This is a genomic window from Selenomonas oralis (genome assembly GCF_051603425.1).
GTDB classification, from domain to species: domain Bacteria; phylum Bacillota; class Negativicutes; order Selenomonadales; family Selenomonadaceae; genus Selenomonas; species Selenomonas sputigena_A.
This window is the reverse complement of record NZ_CP194411.1, coordinates 403,370-426,083: the sequence shown is the minus strand read 5'-3', so window position 1 is coordinate 426,083 and position 22,714 is coordinate 403,370. Positions and strand designations below refer to the sequence as shown.

The following is a 22,714-nucleotide window of genomic DNA, read 5'->3' as shown; positions in this document are numbered from 1 at the left end:
AGGGGATAGGGCTCTTTCTTTTTCTGCAGCCTCCACCGAGAAATATTTTACATGAAGAAAACCTGCGCATTTCCTTAAGGTTTACGTCCCTGCGTTTTTGAAATGTATGAAAAAAGGACTGAACAATAACCCTCGTTAAGTGGTATGATTTGCTTTATGAAATTGAATTTCATTGCCTGCAAAAGGTGATGAAAACGGCCAAAGCATGGAGCTGCCGAGGCCGGAGAGGAGAGGGGCAAGTGGGACGGCGCTCCTCTGGTGCACAAGGAGGAATCATATTTTATGTTTAGTGAGAAGAAAGCGCAGAAAAGGCTTTCGCTTTTAGTGACGTTGGCTTTATCGACGGGCGGAGCCTGCCTGACGATGGGGGTCGACTCGCCGTGGGGAGAATCCGTGGCGCATGCGGCGGATGTGACGGTCGGAGTGTCGGATGATCGTCCCGGTGACGTTATCGGCGGTACGACGGACAACAATACGGTCACAATCGGTGCAGAGGGGGGTGGTGATCATCCCGTCATCGGCGGCAATGTTGCTGGCGGCACGTCGGCGAATGCATCGGGCAATACCGTCACGATCAACAGCATCCAGGCGACGGCAGCAGGAAACGGCACAATCTTTGGCGGTCGTGCTACGGGAACGGCATCGAATAATACGGTCATCTTCAAAGGCGGCAGTGCAACTTCGCTGATTGGCGGAGCGACTACAGGTGCGTCCGGCGGTGCTCAGGGCAATACGGTCACTGTTTCGGGTGGCAATCTGAGCTATGTATGGGGCGGATTGGCACGGACTGCCGGTACGGGCAGCGCCACAGGCAATACGGTCAATATCAATGGCGGCACGTTTTCCTCGGGCGGTGTCATCATCGGCGGCGGCGGTATGAACGGCGTAACAGGAAATATGTCGGGCAATACCGTCACTATCACGGGCGGCGCACTGAACAACAACAACAAGATCTATGCGGGTGATTCGCGCAATCTTTCGAGTACGTCGAATGGCAATATTGTCAATCTCGGTGATGAAAATGGCAATTTCAGTGCCAATCTCAATCGTGCGGAAATCTGGGGAACGAGCTACGGCGGGCAGGTACAGGATAATGACAGCGATAAGATCAAGGGCAATACGCTGAATGTCAATGCCTCGGGCATTCGTCTGGACAAAGTTCGTAACTTCGAGAAGATTAACTTTAACCTGACGAAATCGGTCACAGCAGGTTCTACCATGCTGACGATGGATACGGGCAACTTCGGGTTGGGCTACGGCAAAGCGTTTGATTGGAAGAACTTCTCCCTGACGGGTAAGGAAAACGATACGGACAAGACAAAATACGGACGTATCGGGAATATCAACCTGCTCCATGCATATTCCGGCTCAGATATGAAGATCGGCAACTATACGACCGGCGGCAAAAAGGGTACGACGGGCGACTATGAATACCACATGGAGTCGAATGGTCATACATTCTTTGGAGAACACATTGCCTCGCTCATCAAGGCAAGCGTCGATCGCTTCCAGAACGCCGACGCGACGTATAACGGCACGGCGCTTACGGGCAATGAGCTCTACGGCGGCTATTCGAGTCTCGGCAATACGACGAACAACAATAAGCTGACGATCAAGGCGCTTCCTTCCGGCGGATTGGGCGCTGCTTATGGTGCAGAGACGGCAGGAACAGCGGGTAATTCGACGAATAATACGCTGACCGTGGAGAGTACAGGAACGACTGGCATCGGGCTTGCCTATGGCGGCGCGATTACAAACGATCAAAATGCGGGAGAGGTTTCCGATAATAAGGTCATCGTCGAGAACGGCGGCATGCAAAAAGTGTATGCCGGTTACACACTGGGCGGCGGTGCGGTCAAGAAGAATATCACGACCATTCGCGGCGGCGAATTCGAAGCTGTCGAAGGCGGATATGTCGACTATAATGCCAACAATGCTGATGTAACGGAAAACGAAGTGCATTTCCATGGCGGCAAGGCCGATGTTGTGCGCGCGGGCTTTACCAACGGCACGGGGGCTGCCAGGAAAAACAAGACGTTCTTCCACGGCGGCGAGGCAAAGGTTGTCGAAGGTGCACTGGCAAGCGGTGAGTCGTCAGAGAACGAGGTCACGATCACGGGCGGCAAGATTACCCAGGCCGTCTATGGTAGTCTGACGAACGCCGGAGGCAATCAGAACAACAACATTGTCAACTTTGGTGATGATACGCATCATGATTTATCGGCAGCGGATCTCACGAATGCCAATATTTATGGCGGTGATGCGACGAGTGGCCCTGTTTCGGGCAATACGCTCAATGTGCAGGCGAAGAATGTTGCGGTGAAGTCCGTCAACAACTTTGACAAGTATAACTTCAAGCTGAACAATAGCCTCGCGAGCGGCGATACGATGCTGACATTGCGTAACGGCGGCTTCGGCAGGGAGATCGACTGGAACAACAACTTCGGCGTGGATACGACAGGGCTGACCGGGCGGCCGAATGGCACAATCACGCTTATCAGGAGCGAGGATGCGAATGCGCTGACGTTCAAGGATGGCTATGCGCCGCGCGATCTCGGCAGCACCGAGAATACCGAATATTTCATGGGCACGGATACGGGGACGCGCACGGCTACATCCGTCATCATGAATTACAATATCTTCAGAAACAACGAGTGGACGTATGACGGTACGAATCCGGCAACGGCAACCGAAGTTGCCGGCGGTATCTCCTATAGGGACGGGAATACGACCTATAACAACAAGATTACGGTGACGGGCGTTCCGTCGACGAATCTCAATTTCGTTTACGGCGGCAAGACCAACGGTGCGGCTGACTCAAAGGAGAACCAGGTCACGATCGAGAGCACGGGCGCAGGCTCGATTGCCAACATCAACGGCGGCTATACTGGCAAGACGGACGGAGTTGCATCGAAGAATCGCGTCTTCATCAAAGGCGGCACGGTCACGAATGCCATGGGCGGCGCTGTATCCGGTGCGAACGGCTCGGCGACGGGCAACGAGGTCACTGTTGAGGGCGGCGAGGTCGCGAACGTCATCGGCGGCGGCGGAACTCCCGCTGCGGCAGGCGATATGTCGGAGAACACCGTCACGATTACGGGCGGCACGGTCACGGGACAAATTGTCGGCGGCGATTCGCGCGTCACGACGAGCACGTCGAACAACAATACCGTCACGCCTGGCGGCGGTACGCTCACGGGATCAGAGGTCTGGGGCACAAGCTATAACGGCACTGTCTATGCCAATGACGATGAAAAGATCAAGGGCAATACGCTGAACGTGCAGGCAGCGGGTTTGACGGTGAAGAAGATCCGCAACTTCGAGAAGCTGAACTTCAAGATGACGGACGCACTCCAGAACGGTGCTACCATGCTCGAGCTGTCCGAACCGGGCGGCTTTGGACAGCTGTCATCGGATACTACGGATGTTCGCGTAAAATGGACAAATGTCACGACTAATGTGCCTGAAAACCTCGACACCTTGCAGGGCAAGAATAAGATTACCCTCCTCAAGGCGCTGGCTTCTGGTAAACTCAAATTCTCGGAATATGCCCTGGATTCAAAAATTCAGGGAAATTATGAGACTGTCACGCATCTTGACGCTAATGCGACGGTTAATCCCGACAAGACGGCAGACGCCACATCTGTGGAACTCTCGCTCAACCGTTTCAAGAACGGCAATCGTACGCTTAACGCGGCAAGCACCTTCGACAACAACGAATTTTATGCCGGCATTTCCGCGTATGGCGCGGGCACGGAGTACAACCATCTTGAGATTGACGCCATACCTGCTGCGGCGGGCCTTGACGCTGCCTACGGCGGCAAGACGGAAGGCACATCAGGCGTTTCAAACACGCACGGCGGCTCCCATCATAACGAGCTTGTCGTAAAGGGCGGGGCGCCGATTCAGATCCCGGTAATCGCCGCCGGCTATATCAGCAATGCAGACAACACGGCAGATGCCGCGGACAATACGACGACGCTCACGGAGACTGATGCAGCGAATACGTTCACAGGCAAAGTCTTTGGCGGCAAGACGGTCGGCGCAGGAAATGCGCTGCGCAATATGGTCAACGTCCTGCGCAATGTCACGGGCGATATCGTCGGCGGCTATGCGGCCAAGGGCGCAGCCTCGTACAATACCGTGAACCTCGGTGCCGTCGAGGTTCACGGCAATGTCTACGGCGGCCAGATTGGTGTAGACGGTTCGGGTGCACCGCTTTCTGCTGATGCGCAAACACGAAACAACACGATCAATCTCTTCGGGACGAAGGTGAGGGACGTTGTTTACGGCGGCAACAAGGAGGCTGCGGGCAATACGCTCGCCGTTCATGCGTCGGGCACGGAGATTAAAGATTTTGCCAACATCGAAAAGCTCAATTTCTACCTGCCGGAAGGCGCGAGTGCGGCCATGCCTACGATGCTCAAGCTGGGCACGGACACGAAGGATATCCGGGGGCTGAAGCTTGGCGTCGGCCTCGCCGGCGGGGCGCGGACACTGAAGGCGAATGATACGCTCAGCCTCATGAAAGTCGCGGAAAAGCCCGACCACACGAGCGGCACGCTGACGACGGACGATACGCTGACGAATGCGCTCGAAGGACAGCAGGGTGTATCGATGCGCTACAAGTTCGCGCTTGCCAAGCGCGGCACGGATGAGCTTGTCGCCACCGTTTCCGAGGCGAAATTGAACGAAGCAACCAAGTCGTTGGTTGAAACGAGGGCTGCCGCCATGGACTTCTACAACAGCGGCGTCAACAGCCTCGTGGGCAGCGGTCTCTCGGCAGCTGCATCGGCTGTGGCGGCGGAAGCGGCAGAGAGCGGCAAGGCAGCCGGGTCTGCATCCTCCGGTGCAGATACCGATTATGCGTCCTGGGTAGCACAGAGCGGCACGAGCATGAGAGTGGAGACCGGTTCTTATGCGGATGTCCGCGGCTACAATCTCAATGTCGGCTTTGCACGCAAAATCGCGCAGAAGGACGGCGCACTGCTCTTTGGCCCCTTTGTCGAATACGGTCGCGGCAACTACGATTCCTACCTCGATGACGGTACGCACGGCGACGGTAAGACGCGCTATATCGGTGCAGGCTTGCTGGCGAGAAAGGATGGGCAGGAGACGGAACCTACTTCGAAGGCAGCATCCGTGCCGGACGCATGAAGAGCGATTACACGGGCAATATTGCGGGCGTCGATACGAGCTACGACATCTCGCATCCCTACTACGGCTTCCATCTCGGCCTTGGTCGTGTGACGAAGCTCAAGGGCGGCGCTTCCGTTGACACCTACCTCAAGTACTTCTACGCGCACCAGAACGATGCGGACGCCACGCTCGCAACGGGTGAAACGTATAAGTTCGACGATGTCGATTCGAGCCGTCTGCGCCTCGGTGTGCGCTATACGAAGGGCGACAGCCCTGAGAGCCAGGTCTACGCAGGCATTGCCTGGGAGTATGAATTCGACGGCGATGCAAGGGCAAGCTACCAGGGCATGGACACGCCCAGCCCGAGCCTCAAAGGCTCCAGCGGCGTTCTCGAACTCGGTGCGCGCTTCGCACCGAAGGACAGCAACGTCAGCTATGAGCTCAACCTCAACGGTTGGGCCGGCAAGCGCCGCGGTGTTTCCGGCGGTGTTAGCGTCAACTGGACGTTCTGATGCGAGATCGGGACGGAAAAGCATACAAGAAGAGAACCGGGAAGAACATTGCCCGGTTCTCTTCTTGTCTTAGCGCCGTGCAAGGAGAGGATTTTATCGCAGACTCGCTTGAGAGAAGGTTTTGCCTTTTGTTAAGAGTCATGTCCTTGCCCGTCCAAAATATATGAGAAAAGAACTAGACAAACAGCTCTATAAGATGGTATGATTTATCTTATGATATCGGATTTTTATGGTTAAATGCCAGCTCTTCGTTATGAACAGAAGACAGGGGCTATGGCTAGAGCATGGACTTGCCAAAGCCGGAGGAGCGATGGGGAGGATGCTCCTCAAGTGTACAAGGAGGAATCATATCGTATGCTTAGTGAGAAGAACGCGCAGAAAAAACTTTCGCTTTTAGTGACGTTGGCCTTATCGACGAACGGCGCCTGTTTAGTGCCGGGGGTCAGTTCTTTGTTGGGAGAATCCGTGGCGTATGCGGCGGATGTGACGATTCCGTCGTCGGATACGGCGCATAGTGCCGGTGTCGACGGAACGACGGAAACAGGAAGCAAGGACGGGAATAATGTCACAATCGGCGAGAGCGGCGCTGCAGGTCCTGCTATCAACGGGGATGTTGTCGGCGGCTCTGCCACTGCGGACGATGTGGCGAATAATTCCGTTGCCATCAACAGCATTACGCTTGGCTCCGGGCAAAGCGTGTATGGCGGCAAAAGCGCTTCGGGGGCAGCGACGGGCAATAACGTCACGATTGAGGGCGGCATACTGAACAACAGCAGCATCTACGGCGGTTATACGGCAGGCATGAGCAACTCGTCAAACAATACGGTCACGATTACGGCGACGGGCAGGGGCTGGCGGGTCTATGGCGGCTATGCAGCGGGCAGTGTCATCCATAATATTGTGAATATTGAAGGACACGCAGATGAGACGGTCTTTGGCGGTCGTCTGGCGGGCAGCGGGACGGCTGAGCGCAACGAGATTCATTTGAAAAACGCAGCCGTATCGGGGATGGTGATCGGCGCTCAAGGGAACGATGATGCGAGCGTTACGAAGAATATTGTGACGCTTGAAAATAGCACGGTTGGTACGGGCGGAAATAAACGTCATGTCTTTGGCGGATTTTCCAGAGGAGCGAACGGCAAGGCAGATGGAAACGAAGTCACTGTGACAGATACGTCCGTTACCGGGGAGATCAATGCCGGCCTCGTCCTGGGCGATGGATCAGCAAGCTCGAACAAAGTCACGATTGCGGGCACATCGACGATCGGCGGCGCCGTCTATGGCGGCCATGCAAATGCGCAAGGCGCCTATGCTACGACGAATGGAATCCTAGAAAAGAATGAAGTCACCATTCAGGACGGTACGGTGGAAAAGATAGTGTGTGGCGCACTATCCGCCAAGGACGGCACGGTCAGGGAGAACAAGGTCACCATTTCGGGCGGCACCCTGAAGGGACGTATCTATGGCGGCGTGTCCAATGGCAACGGCACGGTGAAGAATAATCATGTCGTCATTTCGGGAGGGATCATCCAGGGGGTCGTTATCGGTGGTTCATCGGATGGCACGAATGCGGTTACGGGGAATACCGTTACCATTTCGGGCGGAATATTCAGCGGTGATGTTAAAGGCGGTGAGTCGTGGGGCAAGACGACGGGCAACACGGTCACGCTTGGCGCAGACGACGGCACATATACGGCGATGCTGACGAACAGCGATATTTATGGCGGCAATGATGCAAGTGATGTCACAGACAATACGCTGAACGTCAATGCAAAGAATGTTGCGGTGAAATCTGTTAACAATTTTGAAAACTATAACTTCAAACTGAACAGCTCGATCGGCGACGGCGATACCATGCTGACACTGGGAACGGGCGGCTTTGGGCGCACGACGGAATGGAATAAGTTCAAGGTCAATATAGAGGGACTGCCCGGCGGTCAGGGACAGCCGAATCGGACGATTGCAGTCCTCAAGACTGGTACGGCAAATGCGCTGCAGTTCTCGAACTATGCTGCACGTACCCTCATCACCGATCCGAACTCTGACTTCGAGTCAGCTCTGCGCACGGATACGGGAACGGATACGGCAACGTCCGTCCTTCTCGACTACAATCGGTTCCGCAATAATACATGGACCTACGACGGCACGACCCCGGCAACGGGGGATAAAGTCTATGGCGGCTATTCGAGTCTCGGCCATACGACCACGAACAACAAGCTCACGGTTACGAATACAAATAATACGAGCCTGAATGTCTACGGCGGCTATACAGCGGGCGCAGGCGATTCGACGAACAATACGGTCACGATCGCAGGTACAAGCAGGGTCAAGCAAGCCTATGGCGGCTATGCGACGGCGGCGAACGGCAGGGCAGAGGGCAATACCGTCAACATTGAGACGGGTGGCTATGCCGATAATACAATCTTTGGCGGCTGGGCAAAGGGCAGCGTCGTCCGTAACATTGTCAATATCGAAGGACACGCTGACTGGTCCGTTTTCGGCGGTTTTCTTGCAGGCAGCGGGACGGCCGAGGGCAATGAGGTTCGTGGGAATGGCGCAGAAGTATTAGGGTATGTGATTGGCGCCCAAGGTGACGTCGATGCGAGTGTCACGAAGAACATTGTGACGCTTGAAAACAGCACAGTCGGTACGAGCGGCAATGTCCGTCATGTCACCGGAGGATTTTCCAGAGGAGCAAACGGCAAGGCGGACGGGAACGAAGTCACCGTGACGAATACAGCCGTTACGGGGGAAATCACTGGCGGCCTTGTTCTGGGCGACGGGTCGGCAAGTTCGAATAAAGTCACGATTGCGGGCACATCGACGATCAAAGGCGCTGTATATGGCGGCCATGCAAATGCGCAGCCCGGCTACACTACGACAAATGGAACCCTGGAAAAGAATGAAGTCATTATTTCGGGCGGTACGATGGAAAAGGAGGTGTACGGCGCTCTATCCTTTGGGAAGGGTACGGCCAGGGAGAACCGAGTCACCATTTCGGGCGGCACCCTGCAGAAAGCCGTCTATGGCGGTATGGCCTATGATGCCGGTACGGCAAAGGATAATCATATCGTTATTTCGGGAGGAACTTTTCAGGGGAACGTGATCGGCGGTGCATCGGACGGCACGAATGCGGTTACGGGAAATACCATTACCATTTCGGGAGGAACGTTCAGCGGCGACATCAAAGGCGGTCTGTCGTGGGGAGGCGGCGCGACGACGGGCAACACGGTCACGCTCGGTGCAGATGACGGCACATATACGGCAACGCTGACGAACAGCGATATTTATGGCGGCAATGATACAAGTGATGTCACGGACAATACGCTGAATGTCAATGCAAAGAATGTTGCGGTGAAATCTGTCAACAACTTTGAAAACTATAACTTCAAACTGAACAGCTCGATCGGCGACGGCGATACTATGCTGACGCTGGGCTCGGGCGGCTTCGGGCGCACGATTGACTGGAATAAGTTCAATATCGTGCTGCCGACCGCCGGCGGGGCGCCGACCGGGCAGATTACGCTTATCAAGACCAATACGGCAAATGCCCTGCAGTTCTCGAACTATGCGGTTCGTGACCTCGCCAACAATCCGAACTCCGACTTCGAGTCAATCCTGCGCACGGATACGGGAACGGCTGCGGCGACATCCGTCCTTCTCAACTACAACCGTTTCCGCAATAATGAGTGGACCTACAACGGAACGAATCCGGCAACGGCAAATGAAGTCTATGGCGGCATCTCGTATAAGGACGGCAATACGACGGAAAAGAATAAAATCACGGTGACGGGAACGCCTGCGGCGGGACTGAACTTCGTCTACGGCGGCAAGACCAACGGCGCGGCAGACTCGAAAGAAAACACGGTAACGATCGAGAGCGGCACGGTCACGAACGTCTATGGCGGATTTGTCTCCGTTGGAAGCGGCTCTGCGACGGGGAACAAGGTTACCGTTGCGGGCGGTACGGTCACGAACGTGTTCGGCGGCGGCGGTCTGGACAATACGGTCACGGGCAGTATGTCGAACAACCGCGTTACCATCACGGGCGGCACGGTCACGGGACAGATTGTCGGCGGCGATTCGCGCGTCACGACGAGCACGTCGAACAACAATACCGTCACGCTTGGCGGCGGTACGCTCGATGGATCAGAGGTCTGGGGCACGAGCTATAACGGCACTGTCTATGCCAATACCGATGACGAGATCAAGGGCAATACGCTGAACGTGCAGGCAGCGGGTTTGACAGTGAAGAAGATCCGCAACTTCGAGAAGCTGAACTTCAAGATGACGGACGCACTCCAGAACGGTGCTACCATGCTCGAGCTGTCCGATCCGGGCGGCTTTGGAAAGCTGTCATCGGATAATACGGATATTCGCGTAAAATGGACAAATGTCACGACTAATGTGCCTGAAAACCTCGACACCTTGCAGGGCAAGAATAAGATTACCCTTCTCAAGGCGCTGGCTTCCGGTAAACTCAAATTCTCGGATTATGCCCTGGATTCGAAAATTCAGGGAAATTATGAGACTGTCACGCATCTTGACGCTAATGCGACGGTTAATCCCGACAAGACGGCAGACGCCACATCTGTGGAACTCTCGCTCAACCGTTTCAAGAATGGCAATCGCACGCTTAACGCGGCAAGCACGCTCGACAACAATGAATTCTATGCCGGTATTTCCGAGTATGGCGCCGGCACGGAGTACAACCACCTCGAGATTGACGCCGCGCCTGCGGGTCTTGACGCTGCCTACGCCGGCAAGACGGAAGGCGAGGCCGGTGGTTCGCACCATAATGAGCTTGTCGTAAAAGGCAATGCAGGAATTACTGCTCGGTCGTTTATCGCCGCAGGCTATATCCACAATGTGGACAATACGGCGAATGCCGCAGATAATGTGACGACGCTCACGGAGACTGATGCAGCGAATATGTTTACGGGCAAGGTCTTTGGCGGCAAGACGGAAGGCACAGGAAATGCTCTGCGCAATACGGTCAACGTCCTGCGCAAGGTCACGGGCGATATCGTCGGCGGCTATGCGGCCAAGGGCGCGGCTTCGTACAACACCGTGAATCTCGGTGCCGTCGATGTCACAGGTGATGTCTACGGCGGCCAGGTGGAGCCAGTTCAGCCGAACGTGCAGACGCGAAACAACACGATCAATCTCTTCGGCACAAAGGTGACAGGAAAGGTGTTCGGCGGCAATAAGGAGGCTGCGGGCAACACGCTTGCCGTCCATGCGCCGGGCACGGAGATCAATGACTTCGAGAACATCGAAAATCTGAACTTCTACCTGCCTGAAGGCGCGAGCGCTTCCATGCCTACGATGCTCAAGCTTGGCACGGACACGAAGAATATCCGGGGGCTGAAGCTTGGCGTCGGCCTTGCCGGCGGGGCGCGGACACTGAAGGCGAATGATACGCTCAGCCTCATGAAAGTCGCGGAAAAGCCCGACCACACGAGCGGCACGCTGACGACGGACGATACGCTGACGAATGCGCTCGAAGGACAGCAGGGTGTATCGATGCGCTACAAGTTCGCGCTTGCCAAGCGCGGCACGGATGAGCTTGTCGCCACCGTTTCCGAGGCGAAATTGAACGAAGCAACCAAGTCGTTGGTTGAAACGAGGGCTGCCGCCATGGACTTCTACAACAGCGGCGTCAACAGCCTCGTGGGCAGCGGTCTCTCGGCAGCTGCATCGGCTGTGGCTGCGGAAGCGGCAGAGAGCGGCAAGGCAGGCGGGCCTGCGTCCTCTGGTGCAGCTACCGACTATGCGGCATGGGTGGCGCAGAGCGGCACGAGCATGAAGGTGAAGACTGGTTCTTATGCGGATGTCCGCGGCTACAACCTCAATGTCGGCTTTGCGCGCAAAATCGCGCAGAAGGACGGCACGCTGCTCTTCGGCCCCTTTGTTGAATACGGCCGCGGCAACTACGATTCCTACCTCGACGACGGTACGCACGGCGACGGTAAGACGCGCTACATCGGTGCAGGCTTGCTGGCGAGAAAGGATGGGCAGGACGGAACCTACTTCGAAGGCAGCATCCGTGCCGGACGCATGAAGAGCGATTACACGGGCAATATTGCGGGCGTCGATACGAGCTACGACATCTCGCATCCCTACTACGGCTTCCATCTCGGCCTTGGTCGTGTGACGAAGCTCAAGGGCGGCGCTTCCGTTGACACCTACCTCAAGTACTTCTATGCGCACCAGAACGATGCGGATGCCACGCTCGCAACAGGTGAAACGTATAAGTTCGACGATGTCAATTCGAGCCGCCTGCGCCTCGGCGTGCGCTATACGAAGGGCGACAACCCCGAGAACCAGGTCTATGCAGGCATTGCTTGGGAGTATGAGTTCGACGGCGATGCAAGGGCAAGCTACCAGGGCATGGATACGCCCAGCCCGAGCCTCAAAGGCTCCAGCGGCGTTCTCGAACTCGGTGCGCGTTTCGCACCGAAGGACAGCAACGTCAGCTATGAGCTCAACCTCAACGGCTGGGCCGGCAAGCGCCGCGGTGTTTCCGGCGGGGGCAGCGTCAATTGGGCGTTCTGATTTACAGGATCAAGACGAATTAAGGAATAAAAAGGAACCGGATACGAAGCCACAGGGCTTTGTATCCGGTTCCTTTGCGTCCGCCGAGGTTATTCGTGTTCTTTCCTGCCAAAGATCTCCTTTGTCGTGTTGCGGAGCCACTTCCAGTTCCAGGCGAGGTGAAAGATGACGCCGATGGTCAGGAGATATGAGACATAGATATGGATGTTCTTGTTGACGACTTTGGCGGGGCCGGCCGCGAAGACATGGAGATACATGAAGGTGCCCGTCACAAGGCAGATGATCATGCCGACAGCCAAGCCAAGAATCAGATAATAATTTCTTTTCATTGTCATTGCCTCCCAATGCAGATTGCTTCCTTAAGAGAAGGATTATCAAACTCATTTTAGCACAAAATCTTTTTTGTGTCATAAAAATACGGCAGTTTCTTCCAATTTGCCGGAATGTGATTTGCCGGCGCAGCGTGAGCGGAAATTTGCACCGCTGACCTGAGGTCAGCTGCTCAGTATTCCTGATAAGCTGCACGAACAAACGTCGCTTTGTGAACCGTGTGCGTCGCCCTTACATGAAATAGAAAAAACGCATGGTATAAAAGGCTCATTCGAGAATAACATTCTTGTTATGCTGCACAGAGAATTTTTTCCGGGATAAAGCAGAAATGGTGAAATCCTTGTTCGTTTAGGTAAAATGGGCAGGTTTCAAGTGCTGTTTTGGGCTGTTAATCCTTGAGATTTTCCGAAAAAACCCAATACTCTTTTCAGAAAACCTAGAAAATCTATAGACAAAAAAGTGGGAAAATGGTAACATAGCGATAATGATATCGAAACTCATTAGCTATAATAAGGATGTTTCTGGTCAGGAGGGGAAGGAGCAGGAGGGATACTGCTTCTTTTAGGCATGAGGAGGAATCTTATGTTCACGGGGAAGAAAGCGCGCAAGCAGCTGTCGTTTTGGGTGACGCTGGCCTTATCTGCTGGAGGGGCATATTTGCCGACGGGAACGGAGGGAGCACTGTGGGAAATGCCCACGGCGTATGCTGCAAATGATGTGACCATCGCTCCGAATGATACTACGGTATCTTCCGGCATCAGCGGGACAAGCAAGACGGGCAGCGTGACGGACAACCATGTCACGGTCGGCACTGCAGGCACGGCGAATCGTCCGATTGTGAACCATGGCGGCGCGACTGCCGGCGGCAGCAGCACGACGAGCGCGACGGTCAGCGGCAATGTGCTGACCATTAACAATATCTGGGTCGGCAATGGGTATATCCATGCCGGTCTGAGCGGGACGGGAGCGGTCACGGGCAACAGCGCCGAGTTCAAGGCGGGCACGGCGGCGAATTCGTTCCTCTACGGCGGCTATCTGTCGAGAACGTCGGGGACAAATGCCGTGGAAGAAAATTCCGTCACGCTTGCGGGCGGCACGGTGGATGCCGTCGTGGGCGGTTCGAATGCGGGCCGCGGCGCGATCACGAAAAACAGCGCAACGGTCACGGGCGGCACGGTGAACAAGACGGTTTTCGGCGGCGGGACGCTCAATACATCGAGCACAGGTGCGCTCACGGAGAACAAGGTCACGATCTCGGGCGGCACGATTGGCAACAATGCGATCGGCGCATACAATCACGGAAACGGGCTTGTATCGAAGAATGCAGTCACGGTGACGAACGGCACAGTGAACGGAAACTTCACGGCGGGCGGCTACGCACATGCGGGTACGACAGGAGCGGTTAAGGAAAATACGGCGACGATGAGCGGCGGGCAGGTGAAGAACCTCTTCGGCGGCATGTCGTTCGGCACGGGTGCTCTTGAGAAGAATAAGGTAACGTTCTCAGGCGGCACGGCGAATTTGCTGGTCGGCGGATATGCGACGGGAGGAAATGCGGCGGGCAATACAGTCGAGGTCTCGGGCGGTACGGTGACGGGTGCGGCGTACGGCGCGAATGTTGCGGGAGCGGGCACAGCGACGGGCAATAAGGTCAGGCTCACGTCAGGCACGACGGGCGGGCTGGTCGGCGGCTTTACCGCAGGTACGGGGAATGCGGCAGGCAATACAGTCGAGATTGCGGGCGGCACGACGGGCGATGTCGCGGCGGGCGGCACATCGGGCGCGGGCAGTGCGACGGGTAATATGGTGACGATCACGGGCGGCACGGTGACAGGCACGATTCACGGCGGCAATGCCACGGGCACGGGCAAGACGACGGGCAATACGGTGAACCTTGGCGATGGCTCGACCGATGAGCTTGCTGCAGGCACGGATCTCACGGCGGCGACGCTTGCGGGCGGCAGCGATGCGGGTGATGTGACGGGCAACATGCTGAATGTCAAGGCGAGGAATGTCGCAGTCGACAAGGTGAAGAATTTCGAGACGTACAAGTTCTTCCTCCATGCGAACACGCCGCAGGAAGCCACGATGCTGACGATCGCGCAGGACGGCTTCGGCGGCAGCACCGCCCGCATCGACCAGGACATCGCGTTGGACGGCCTTGCGGAATGGAGCGAGGCGAACAAGAACCGCATCTTTTCGCGCGTGGAGCTCATCAAGAGCGGTGTGGCAGGCGCGCTCAAGCTGTCTGACCGCGATGCGTACATCGGCGCGGCGGACGGCCTCGAGCGCAGCGTGACGGTGGACGACGAGGCGACGGAGAACGGCGGCACGGTGGAAGCGACCTCGGTCTATCTGCGCATGAACCGCTTCAAGGACGGCAGGCAGGACTATAACGGTGCAGAAGCACCCGTCATGGCGGATGGGGAGAGCGAGGTCTACGGCGGCGTTTCCTACCACGGGAACAAGACGGAGGACAACGAGCTGACTGTGACGGGAACACCGGGCGGCGGCGAGCTGTACGCCGTCTACGGCGGAAAGACTGCGGGTGCGGCGGGCGGCTCGGAAAACAATACAGTGAACGTCGAGCTGGAAAGCGGCAAGATCAAAAACGTCTACGGCGGATTCATCGGGGATGAGGCAAATGCAGCCGATGTCGTCGGCAACAAGGTCAACCTGAAGAAAGGCGAGGTCGGCATCCCTTTCAGCGCTGCGCTTTACGGCGGTTACACGGAAGGCGCGGGTACGGCGAAAGACAATATCGTCACGATCACCGGCGGCGAGGCCAAGGGCTTTGTGACTGGCGGCTGGGCGAAGGTTGCCGGAAATGCGACGGGCAATCATGTCGTGCTGGAAAACGGCAAGGTCAGACAAATTTTTGGCGGATGGGCAGCGAAAAAAGCGGCGGATAATATCGTTTCGGTCAAAAATGCCACGGTCACCGTCGGCGTTCGCGGCGCCTATGGCAAGGAGGACACGAGCAACAATGTTGTGACCGTTGAAAACAGCACGGTTCGGGACAGTGTAATCGCCGCCTACCTTGAAAGCGGCGACGTGGCAACGGGGAACAAGGTTCGTATCGACGGGGGGCAGGTCAACAAGGACGTCTGGGGGGCTTACGGCAAGTCGGGCGCGACCGTAACGGAAAACGAAGTGACGATCAAGGATGCGGCGATTGGCGATACGGTCTTTGGGGGTCATTCCATCAATGCCGGCAAGGCGTCCGGCAATACGGTCACGATCGAGGGCAGCGCTTCGGTGGGCGGCCCTGTCTATGCCGGCTATATCCAGGGCAATGGGGAAGCGTCGAACAATAAGCTCAGAATCAAGAGCGGCACTTTCGCGAAAAATGTCTACGGGGGATATTCCCTTTTCAATGGGAAAGTGGAGAACAACGAAGTCACGATTACGGGCGGCGCTTTCTCGGGGGATGTTTACGGCGGGCGTGCAGATGGTTCTTTGGGACAGGCAACGGGCAACATCGTCAACCTCGGCGACGGCACGGCGGCGACGCTCGCGGCGGGCACGAATCTCGCGAACACGACGGTTTATGGCGGCAGCCGAGGGGGCAATGGCAATACGCTGAATGTCAAGGCGAAGGATGTCACGATCAAGACAGCGAAGAACTTTGCTGCGTACAAGTTCCATCTGACGGACGACATCGCGCAAAACGGCACGGGCAGCGGCGCGATGCTCACGCTCACGGCGGCGGACGGCTTCGGCGGGACGGAAGGATGGTCGAAGATCGATGTCGATATGTCCGGGCTGTCGAGTGGGCAGGAGATCATCGGCAGGACGACGCTCCTCAGGAGCACGACGGCGAATGCGCTCAGCTTCTCGGCCTATGATGGCAAGGATCGTACGCATGGCGTGGTGAACGGCGACTACGAGACGGCGCTGCGCACGGACACGAATACGGGCACGGCGACCTCAGTCATCCTCGACTACAACCGCTTCCAGAACAATACGGACGCCGTGTACGACGGAACCAAAGATGCGTACACGATGCCGCACAGCGACGGCAGCACGACGAGCGAACTGTTCGCCGGTATTTCCTATGCCGGAAATACGACGAAGAACAACCATCTGAAGATCACGAATCTGAAGGGCGATGTCGACGCTGCCTACGGCGGCAAGACGGCGAGCCGGCAGGGCGCGTCCACGGGCAACAGCGTGACGGTCACGGGCACGGGCGCGCACGCGCTGAAAAATGTTTATGGCGGTTACACAGGGCATGCCTTAAGCAGAGGCTCCGTTACGGGCAACACGGTGACGTTCGTCAGCGGCAGGATCACGGGAGACATCTACGGCGGCTACTCGGCAGGCTTGGGCATAACGACGGGCAACACGGTGAACCTTGGCGACGGCGAGAGCGACTGGGACGCCGCGTCAGAGATCGCAGGCACGGTGTTCGGCGGCAGCGATGCAGCGAGGATTACCGGCAATACGCTTGCGGTCAAGACAAAGAACGCCGCCGTCAACAAGGTGAAGAACTTTGAAAAATATGAGTTCCATCTGAAAGAGAATGTTGCGGACGGCGATACGATGCTGACGATCGCGCAGGATGGCTTCGGCGGCAGGACGGCGCGGCTCGATACGGACATCACGCTCGACGCGGACAAGCTGGCGGCATGGAGCGAGGCGAACAAGAGCAATATCTTTACACGCGTGGCGCTCATCAAGAGCGGTGTGACGGGTGCGCTCAAGCTGTCCGGCCGCGAGGTATACAACGGCGCCTCGGACGGCCTCGAACGCGCTCTGCTTGCGGATGACAGCGCGGTACTGAACAATGGCACGGTGGAAGCGACCTCGCTCTACCTGCGCATGAACCGCTTCAAGGACGGACGTCATGCCTATGACGGATCGAAGGCGCCCGTGACCGAGGGCAGCGCGAAGGAAGTCTACGGCGGCATTTCCTATTACGGCAACAAGACGGAGAACAATGAGCTGACCGTGACGGGAACGCAGGGCGGCGGAACGCTTGACGCCGTTTACGCCGGAAAGACGGCGGGCACGGCAGGCGGCTCGGAAAACAATATGGTGAACGTCGAGCTGGAAAACGGCAAGATCACAGACGTCTACGGCGGCTTCATCGGAGATGCGGCGAACGGCGCTGTCGTTACGGGCAACCACGTCAATATGAAAAAGGGCGAGGCGAAGAATCTCTCCGGAGGCTATACAAGCGGCACGGGCGATGTGACGAAAAACGACGTCACTGTTACAGACGGCACGGTGACGGGCGATGTCCGCGGCGGCCATACGGCGGGCGCGGGCAATGTGTCGGAGAATGAGATCAGAATCACGGGCGGCTCGGTGACGGGCGATGTCCGCGGCGGCCATACGACGGGTGCGGGCAAGGTGTCGGAGAATGCCGCCCGGATCACGGGCGGCACGGTGACAGGCGATGTCTCCGGCGGCTATACGGCGGGCACGGGCGACGTGACGAAAAATGACGCCCGGATTACGGGCGGCTCGGTGACGGGCGATGTCCGCGGCGGCTATACGACGGGCGCGGGCAATGTGTCGGAAAACGATGTCGCTGTCACAGGCGGCACGGTGACGGGCAATGTCTACGGCGGCTACACGACGGGCACGGGCGATGTGACCGGGGGCTCGGTCACGATCACGGGCGGCACGATCACGGGCGACGTCTACGGCGGCTGCACGACGGGCACGGGCGCGACGACGGGCAACACGGTCAACCTCGGCAACGACGGCAGAGCACGCATGCGCCGCGATACGACGAGCCTGACGCCGTCGATGGCGGACGGGACGAATCTCTCGGCTGTTACGATCTACGGCGGCAGCAATGCGGGCGACGTCACGGGCAATACGCTGAATGTCTATGCAAAGGACGTCACGGTGAAGTCTGCGCGCAACTTCGACAAGTATGTGTTCCATGTGAAGGACGATACGGCGACGAACGATCCCGCCGTCACCATGCTGACGTTCGCGGGAACGGACGGCTTCGGCTCTGCGGTTGACTGGTCGCGTATCCGGGTCGCGACGGACAAGCTTGGCAGCGGCACGGTCATCGGCAATGTGACGCTTCTGAAGAGCGCGACGGCGAACGCGCTCAGCTTCTCGAACTACGCGGGACAGAACAAGACGACGGCCGCGACGAACGGCGACTACGAGACGGCGCTGCGCACGGATACGAATGCGGGCACGGCGACCTCGGTCATTCTCGACTACAACCGCTTCCGGAACCATACGGACGCCGTGCATGACGGGTCAAACGATGCGTACACAATGCCGCACAGCGACGGCAGCACGACGAGCGAGCTGTTCGCCGGTATTTCGTATGCCGGAAATACGACGCAGAACAATCATCTGAAGATCAAGAGCCTGAAGGACGATGTCGACGCCGCTTACGGCGGCAAGACGGCCGGCACTGCGGGTGCATCCGCAGGCAACAGCGTAACGGTCGAAGGCACGGGTGCGCACGCGCTGAAGAACGTCTACGGCGGCTATGTGGAGAACGCCGCCAATACAGGCGATGCCACGGACAACACGGTGACATTCCTCGGCGGCAGGATCACGGGCGACATCTACGGCAGCTACACGGCAGGCACAGGCGCTACGACGGGCAACACGGTGAACCTCGGCGACGGCGCGGCGGCGCTGGCGGCAGGCACGGATCTCTCGGGCGTGACGCTCTACGGCGGCAGCAATGCAGGCGACGTCACGGGCAACACGCTGAATGTCAAGGCGAAGGATATTAACGTCAAGGCGCTGCGCAATTTCGATGCGCTCCACTTCCATCTGGGCGACAAGATCGGCATGGGCTCCACCATGCTGACGCTCACGGATAATGACGGTCTGGGACGCGCTATGGACTGGTCGAAGATCCGGGTCGACGCTTCGGCGCTTTCCACGGATCAGACCGAAGGCAAGCTGACGCTCCTGAAGGGCGCGAGCGTGATGAATTTCACGGGCTATACCGGTCCGGCAGATCATACGCCTGCGGGGAATAGCGGCGACTATGAGCTTTCCCTGCACACCGATACGGGAACCGGCGCGGCGCAGGAAGTGCTGCTGGACTACAACCGCTTCCGCAACGCCAAGAAGAAGTATGACGGCTCCACCCCTGCGACGAACGGCGAAGTATACGGCGGCATATCCTATTTCGGGCGCACGACGGCGAACAATGAGCTGGAAGTGACCGGCACGCCGACGGGCGGGCTGGAAACCGTCTACGGCGGCAAGACGACAGGGACGCCGAGAACGCCCGCCGATTATCCGACGAAGGATTCCAAAGAAAACAAAGTGACGGTGGAGAAGGAAGTCACCGGTGAGATCACAAATGTCATCGGCGGCGCGACCTTTGTCGCGGACGGCACGGCCGAGGGAAATGCGGCGACCGTCAGGGGCGGCAAGATCGGCTCGGTTCATGGCGGCCTTGCTGTGGGAGCCGGCGGCAGTGCGAAGGGGAACAAGGTCTTTATCGAAGGAGGAGAATTCAAGGCGAATGGAGCCGTTATCGGCGGCGGCGGCCGGGACGCTTCCGTGACGGGGGATATGTCGGGAAACGAGATCACCGTGACGGGCGGCAGGATGAACTCGAACAACTGGCTTGTCGGCGGCAATGCCTGGGGCACGACGAGCCAATCGAACAACAACGTCATCAACCTTGGCGACGAGGCGGGCAATTTCAACGCCGATCTCGAAGGCCTGTCCATTTGGGGATCGAGCTACCGTGTGCCGACGCAGCAGGGCGGCACACAGTACGACAGCTTTGTTTATGACGGCGGCGATGAAAAGATCGCGGGAAATACGCTCAATGTCAATGCGAAAATCGGCAAAATCCGCAAAATCCGCAATATCGACAAGCTCAATTTCCGTCTCAACAACGGCGTTGAAAACGGCGAAACACTGCTGGAACTCATGGAAGCCGGAGGATTCGACAAGGTCACGGATCCGGTTACGATGAACCCCAGCGGGCAGGACGCCAGCATCAAGTGGGATAATGTCACGGCCACGGTTGACGATGAGAAGCTCGAAACGCTGCAGGGCGCGAACACGCTGACGCTTCTGAAGAGTCCGGCACAGGATCTCCATTTCACGGGTGCGGCCGGCCATGCCAGGACGCACTTCACCGAAAAATACGAGACGGCGCTTTACACCGAGGGGAACAGCGATGTGACGCGTGCGCTGCTCTTCGATGTGAACCGCTTTAAGGACGGTCAGGTCGCCTATGACGGCACGAAGCCTCTCGATGAGGTTGTCGGCGGCATTTCCCGCTTCGGCAAGACGACGGAAGAAAACAACCTTGTGGTCAAGGGCGTGCAGGCACGCGGCATCCTTGCCGCTTACGGCGGCAAGACCGAGGGTGCAGAGGGCGGCTCCCTGAACAACCGGCTGCTGCTTGAAAGCGAGAGCGAAAACAGCATCCGGGATCTCTACGGCGGCTATGTCGGCAATGCCCGCAATAACGGCGCCGTCAAGAACAACAAGGTCACGCTCAGTAAGGGCAAGGTGACGAGGGACGTTTATGGCGGTTTTGCCGCAGGCGCAGGCGAGGCCTCGAATAATGCGGTGGATGTGCAGATCGATGTTGAAGGCAGCGTTGTCGGCGGCCATTCCGCCGGAGGCGAGGCGAACGAGAACAATCTCGAGATCAGCGCTGTCCGCATAGGCGGCGACGTCATCGGCGGACGAGGCGGCCAGGACAAGCAGACAAGGGGAAACACCATCCGGCTTGCAGGCACGCAGATTGCGGGCGAAATCAAGGGCGGCACAGGAGGAAGTGAAGGCAATACGCTGGAGATTCTTGCGCCCGGCACAACGGCGAATGATTTCAGCGGCATAGAAAATCTGAACTTCTACCTGTCCGAAACCGCCGATCCCGCCACGCCGACACTTTTGCGGCTCAACGCGCAGCAAAAGGACATCCGCGGACTGAAGGTGGGCGTGGGCTTCTCAGGCGCAGCGCCTGTGCTTGCGCCGAACGATGCCGTCAGCCTCATGAAAATTGCGGAAAACGGCACGCTGACGACGGACGAAAATATCAAGAATGAACTTGAAGGCAAGCAGGGCGTCTCCATGACGTACAAACTCCTCCTGGAAAGAAGGGGGACGGACGAACTGATTGCAAGGGTCGCCGGGGCGAAGTTCAACGAAGGGACGAAGTCGCTGGCCGAAACAAGGGTCGCTTCGCATGACTTCTACAACAGCGGCACGAATATGCTGTCCCATGCGGGTGTAAGCTCCGCCGCTAAAGCTGCCGGCGCTGCCGACGTCTCCCAGGAAGGCAAAAACGACCAGTACGCGCTCTGGGCGGTGCAGGGCGGCACGAACATACGCGCCAAGACCGGCTCCTATGTCGAGACGCGCGGCTGCAACCTCAGCCTCGGTTTTGCCCGCCAGGATGCGGTGCAGGACGGCAAGTTCACCTTCAGTCCCTTTGTTGAATACGGCAGGGGAAATTACGATTCCTATCTCGACGACGGCACGCACGGCGAGGGCAAGACGAGCTACATCGGCGGCGGCCTGCTGGGGAGACAGGACATGGAGAACGGTTCCTACATCGAGGGCAGCCTGCGTGCGGGCCGCATAAAGAGCGACTACACGGGCAATATCGCGGGCACCGATACGAGCTATGATATTTCAAGCTCCTATTTCGGCTTCCATCTGGGCATTGGACGCGAGATAAAACTCAAGGGCGGATCCTCGCTCGACACCTATCTCAAGTATTTCTATTCGCGTCAGAACGATGCGAGCGCCACGCTCATGACAGGCGAGCGGTATCTCTTCGATGCCGTGACTTCGAGCCGCCTGCGCCTCGGCCTGCGCTATACGAAGGGCGACAGCCCCGAGAGCCAGGTCTATGCAGGCATTGCTTGGGAGCATGAATTTGACGGCGAGGCGAGAGCGACTTATCAGGGCATGAGCACGCCCAGCCCCAGTCTCAAGGGGTCGAGCGCCGTCTTCGAACTCGGCGCACGTTTCGCACCGAAGGACAGCAACGTCAGCTACGAACTCAACCTCAATGGCTGGGCCGGCAAACGCCGCGGCATTTCCGGCGGCGTGCAGGTCAACTGGGCGTTCTGAGCGACGGGATCAAGACGAATGTAAAACGACAAAGAAGCAAAAAGAAGGGGCTGCTGCAGAAAAATTATTTTGTGCAGCAGCCCCTTTTGCTGTCCGGCGCGACCGCTTTATTGGCGTCGTTT

Annotated in this window: 5 protein-coding genes; 4 read left to right on the top strand and 1 reads right to left on the bottom strand. The window is 57.6% G+C overall.

What is annotated here, in order from left to right; genetic code table 11:
- Positions 1-282: 282 nt before the first annotated feature.
- From ACRTGH_RS02050 to ACRTGH_RS02040, 3 genes are all read left to right on the top strand, one after another.
- Entirely contained in the window at positions 283-5,157 is a 4,875-nt protein-coding gene (locus ACRTGH_RS02050) for a beta strand repeat-containing protein (protein ID WP_368847124.1), read from the top strand.
- Positions 5,154-5,651: an autotransporter outer membrane beta-barrel domain-containing protein gene (locus ACRTGH_RS02045; RefSeq protein ID WP_368847125.1), complete on the top strand. Its 498-nt coding sequence runs from the start codon at positions 5,154-5,156 to the stop codon at positions 5,649-5,651. The genes ACRTGH_RS02050 and ACRTGH_RS02045 overlap by 4 nt, the downstream gene beginning before the upstream one ends.
- 354 nt (positions 5,652-6,005) lie before the next feature.
- Positions 6,006-12,209 carry a hypothetical protein gene (locus ACRTGH_RS02040; protein WP_368847126.1) on the top strand — a complete coding sequence of 2,068 codons (6,204 nt, stop codon included), beginning with the start codon at positions 6,006-6,008 and terminating at the stop codon, positions 12,207-12,209.
- A gap of 89 nt (positions 12,210-12,298) precedes the next feature.
- On the opposite strand, the gene ACRTGH_RS02035 is transcribed toward ACRTGH_RS02040, so the two are convergent.
- A complete protein-coding gene (locus ACRTGH_RS02035; protein WP_368847127.1) occupies positions 12,299-12,538 on the bottom strand; it encodes a DUF4405 domain-containing protein in 240 nt (79 codons plus the stop codon).
- Between the two features lie 583 nt (positions 12,539-13,121).
- Here ACRTGH_RS02035 and ACRTGH_RS02030 point away from each other — a divergent pair.
- Positions 13,122-22,592 (top strand): hypothetical protein, encoded by a 9,471-nt coding sequence (locus ACRTGH_RS02030; RefSeq protein WP_368847128.1) that lies wholly within the window; start codon positions 13,122-13,124, stop codon positions 22,590-22,592.
- Positions 22,593-22,714: the final 122 nt, after the last annotated feature.

Bases quoted from the DNA above. Each gene is read 5' to 3' on its own strand.
- ACRTGH_RS02045 (WP_368847125.1), top strand. From the start codon at position 5,154: ATGAAGAGCGATTACACGGGCAATATTGCGGGCGTCGATACGAGCTAC.
- ACRTGH_RS02030 (WP_368847128.1), top strand. From the start codon at position 13,122: ATGTTCACGGGGAAGAAAGCGCGCAAGCAGCTGTCGTTTTGGGTGACG.
- ACRTGH_RS02040 (WP_368847126.1), top strand. From the start codon at position 6,006: ATGCTTAGTGAGAAGAACGCGCAGAAAAAACTTTCGCTTTTAGTGACG.
- ACRTGH_RS02050 (WP_368847124.1), top strand. From the start codon at position 283: ATGTTTAGTGAGAAGAAAGCGCAGAAAAGGCTTTCGCTTTTAGTGACG.
- ACRTGH_RS02035 (WP_368847127.1), bottom strand. From the start codon at position 12,538: ATGAAAAGAAATTATTATCTGATTCTTGGCTTGGCTGTCGGCATGATC.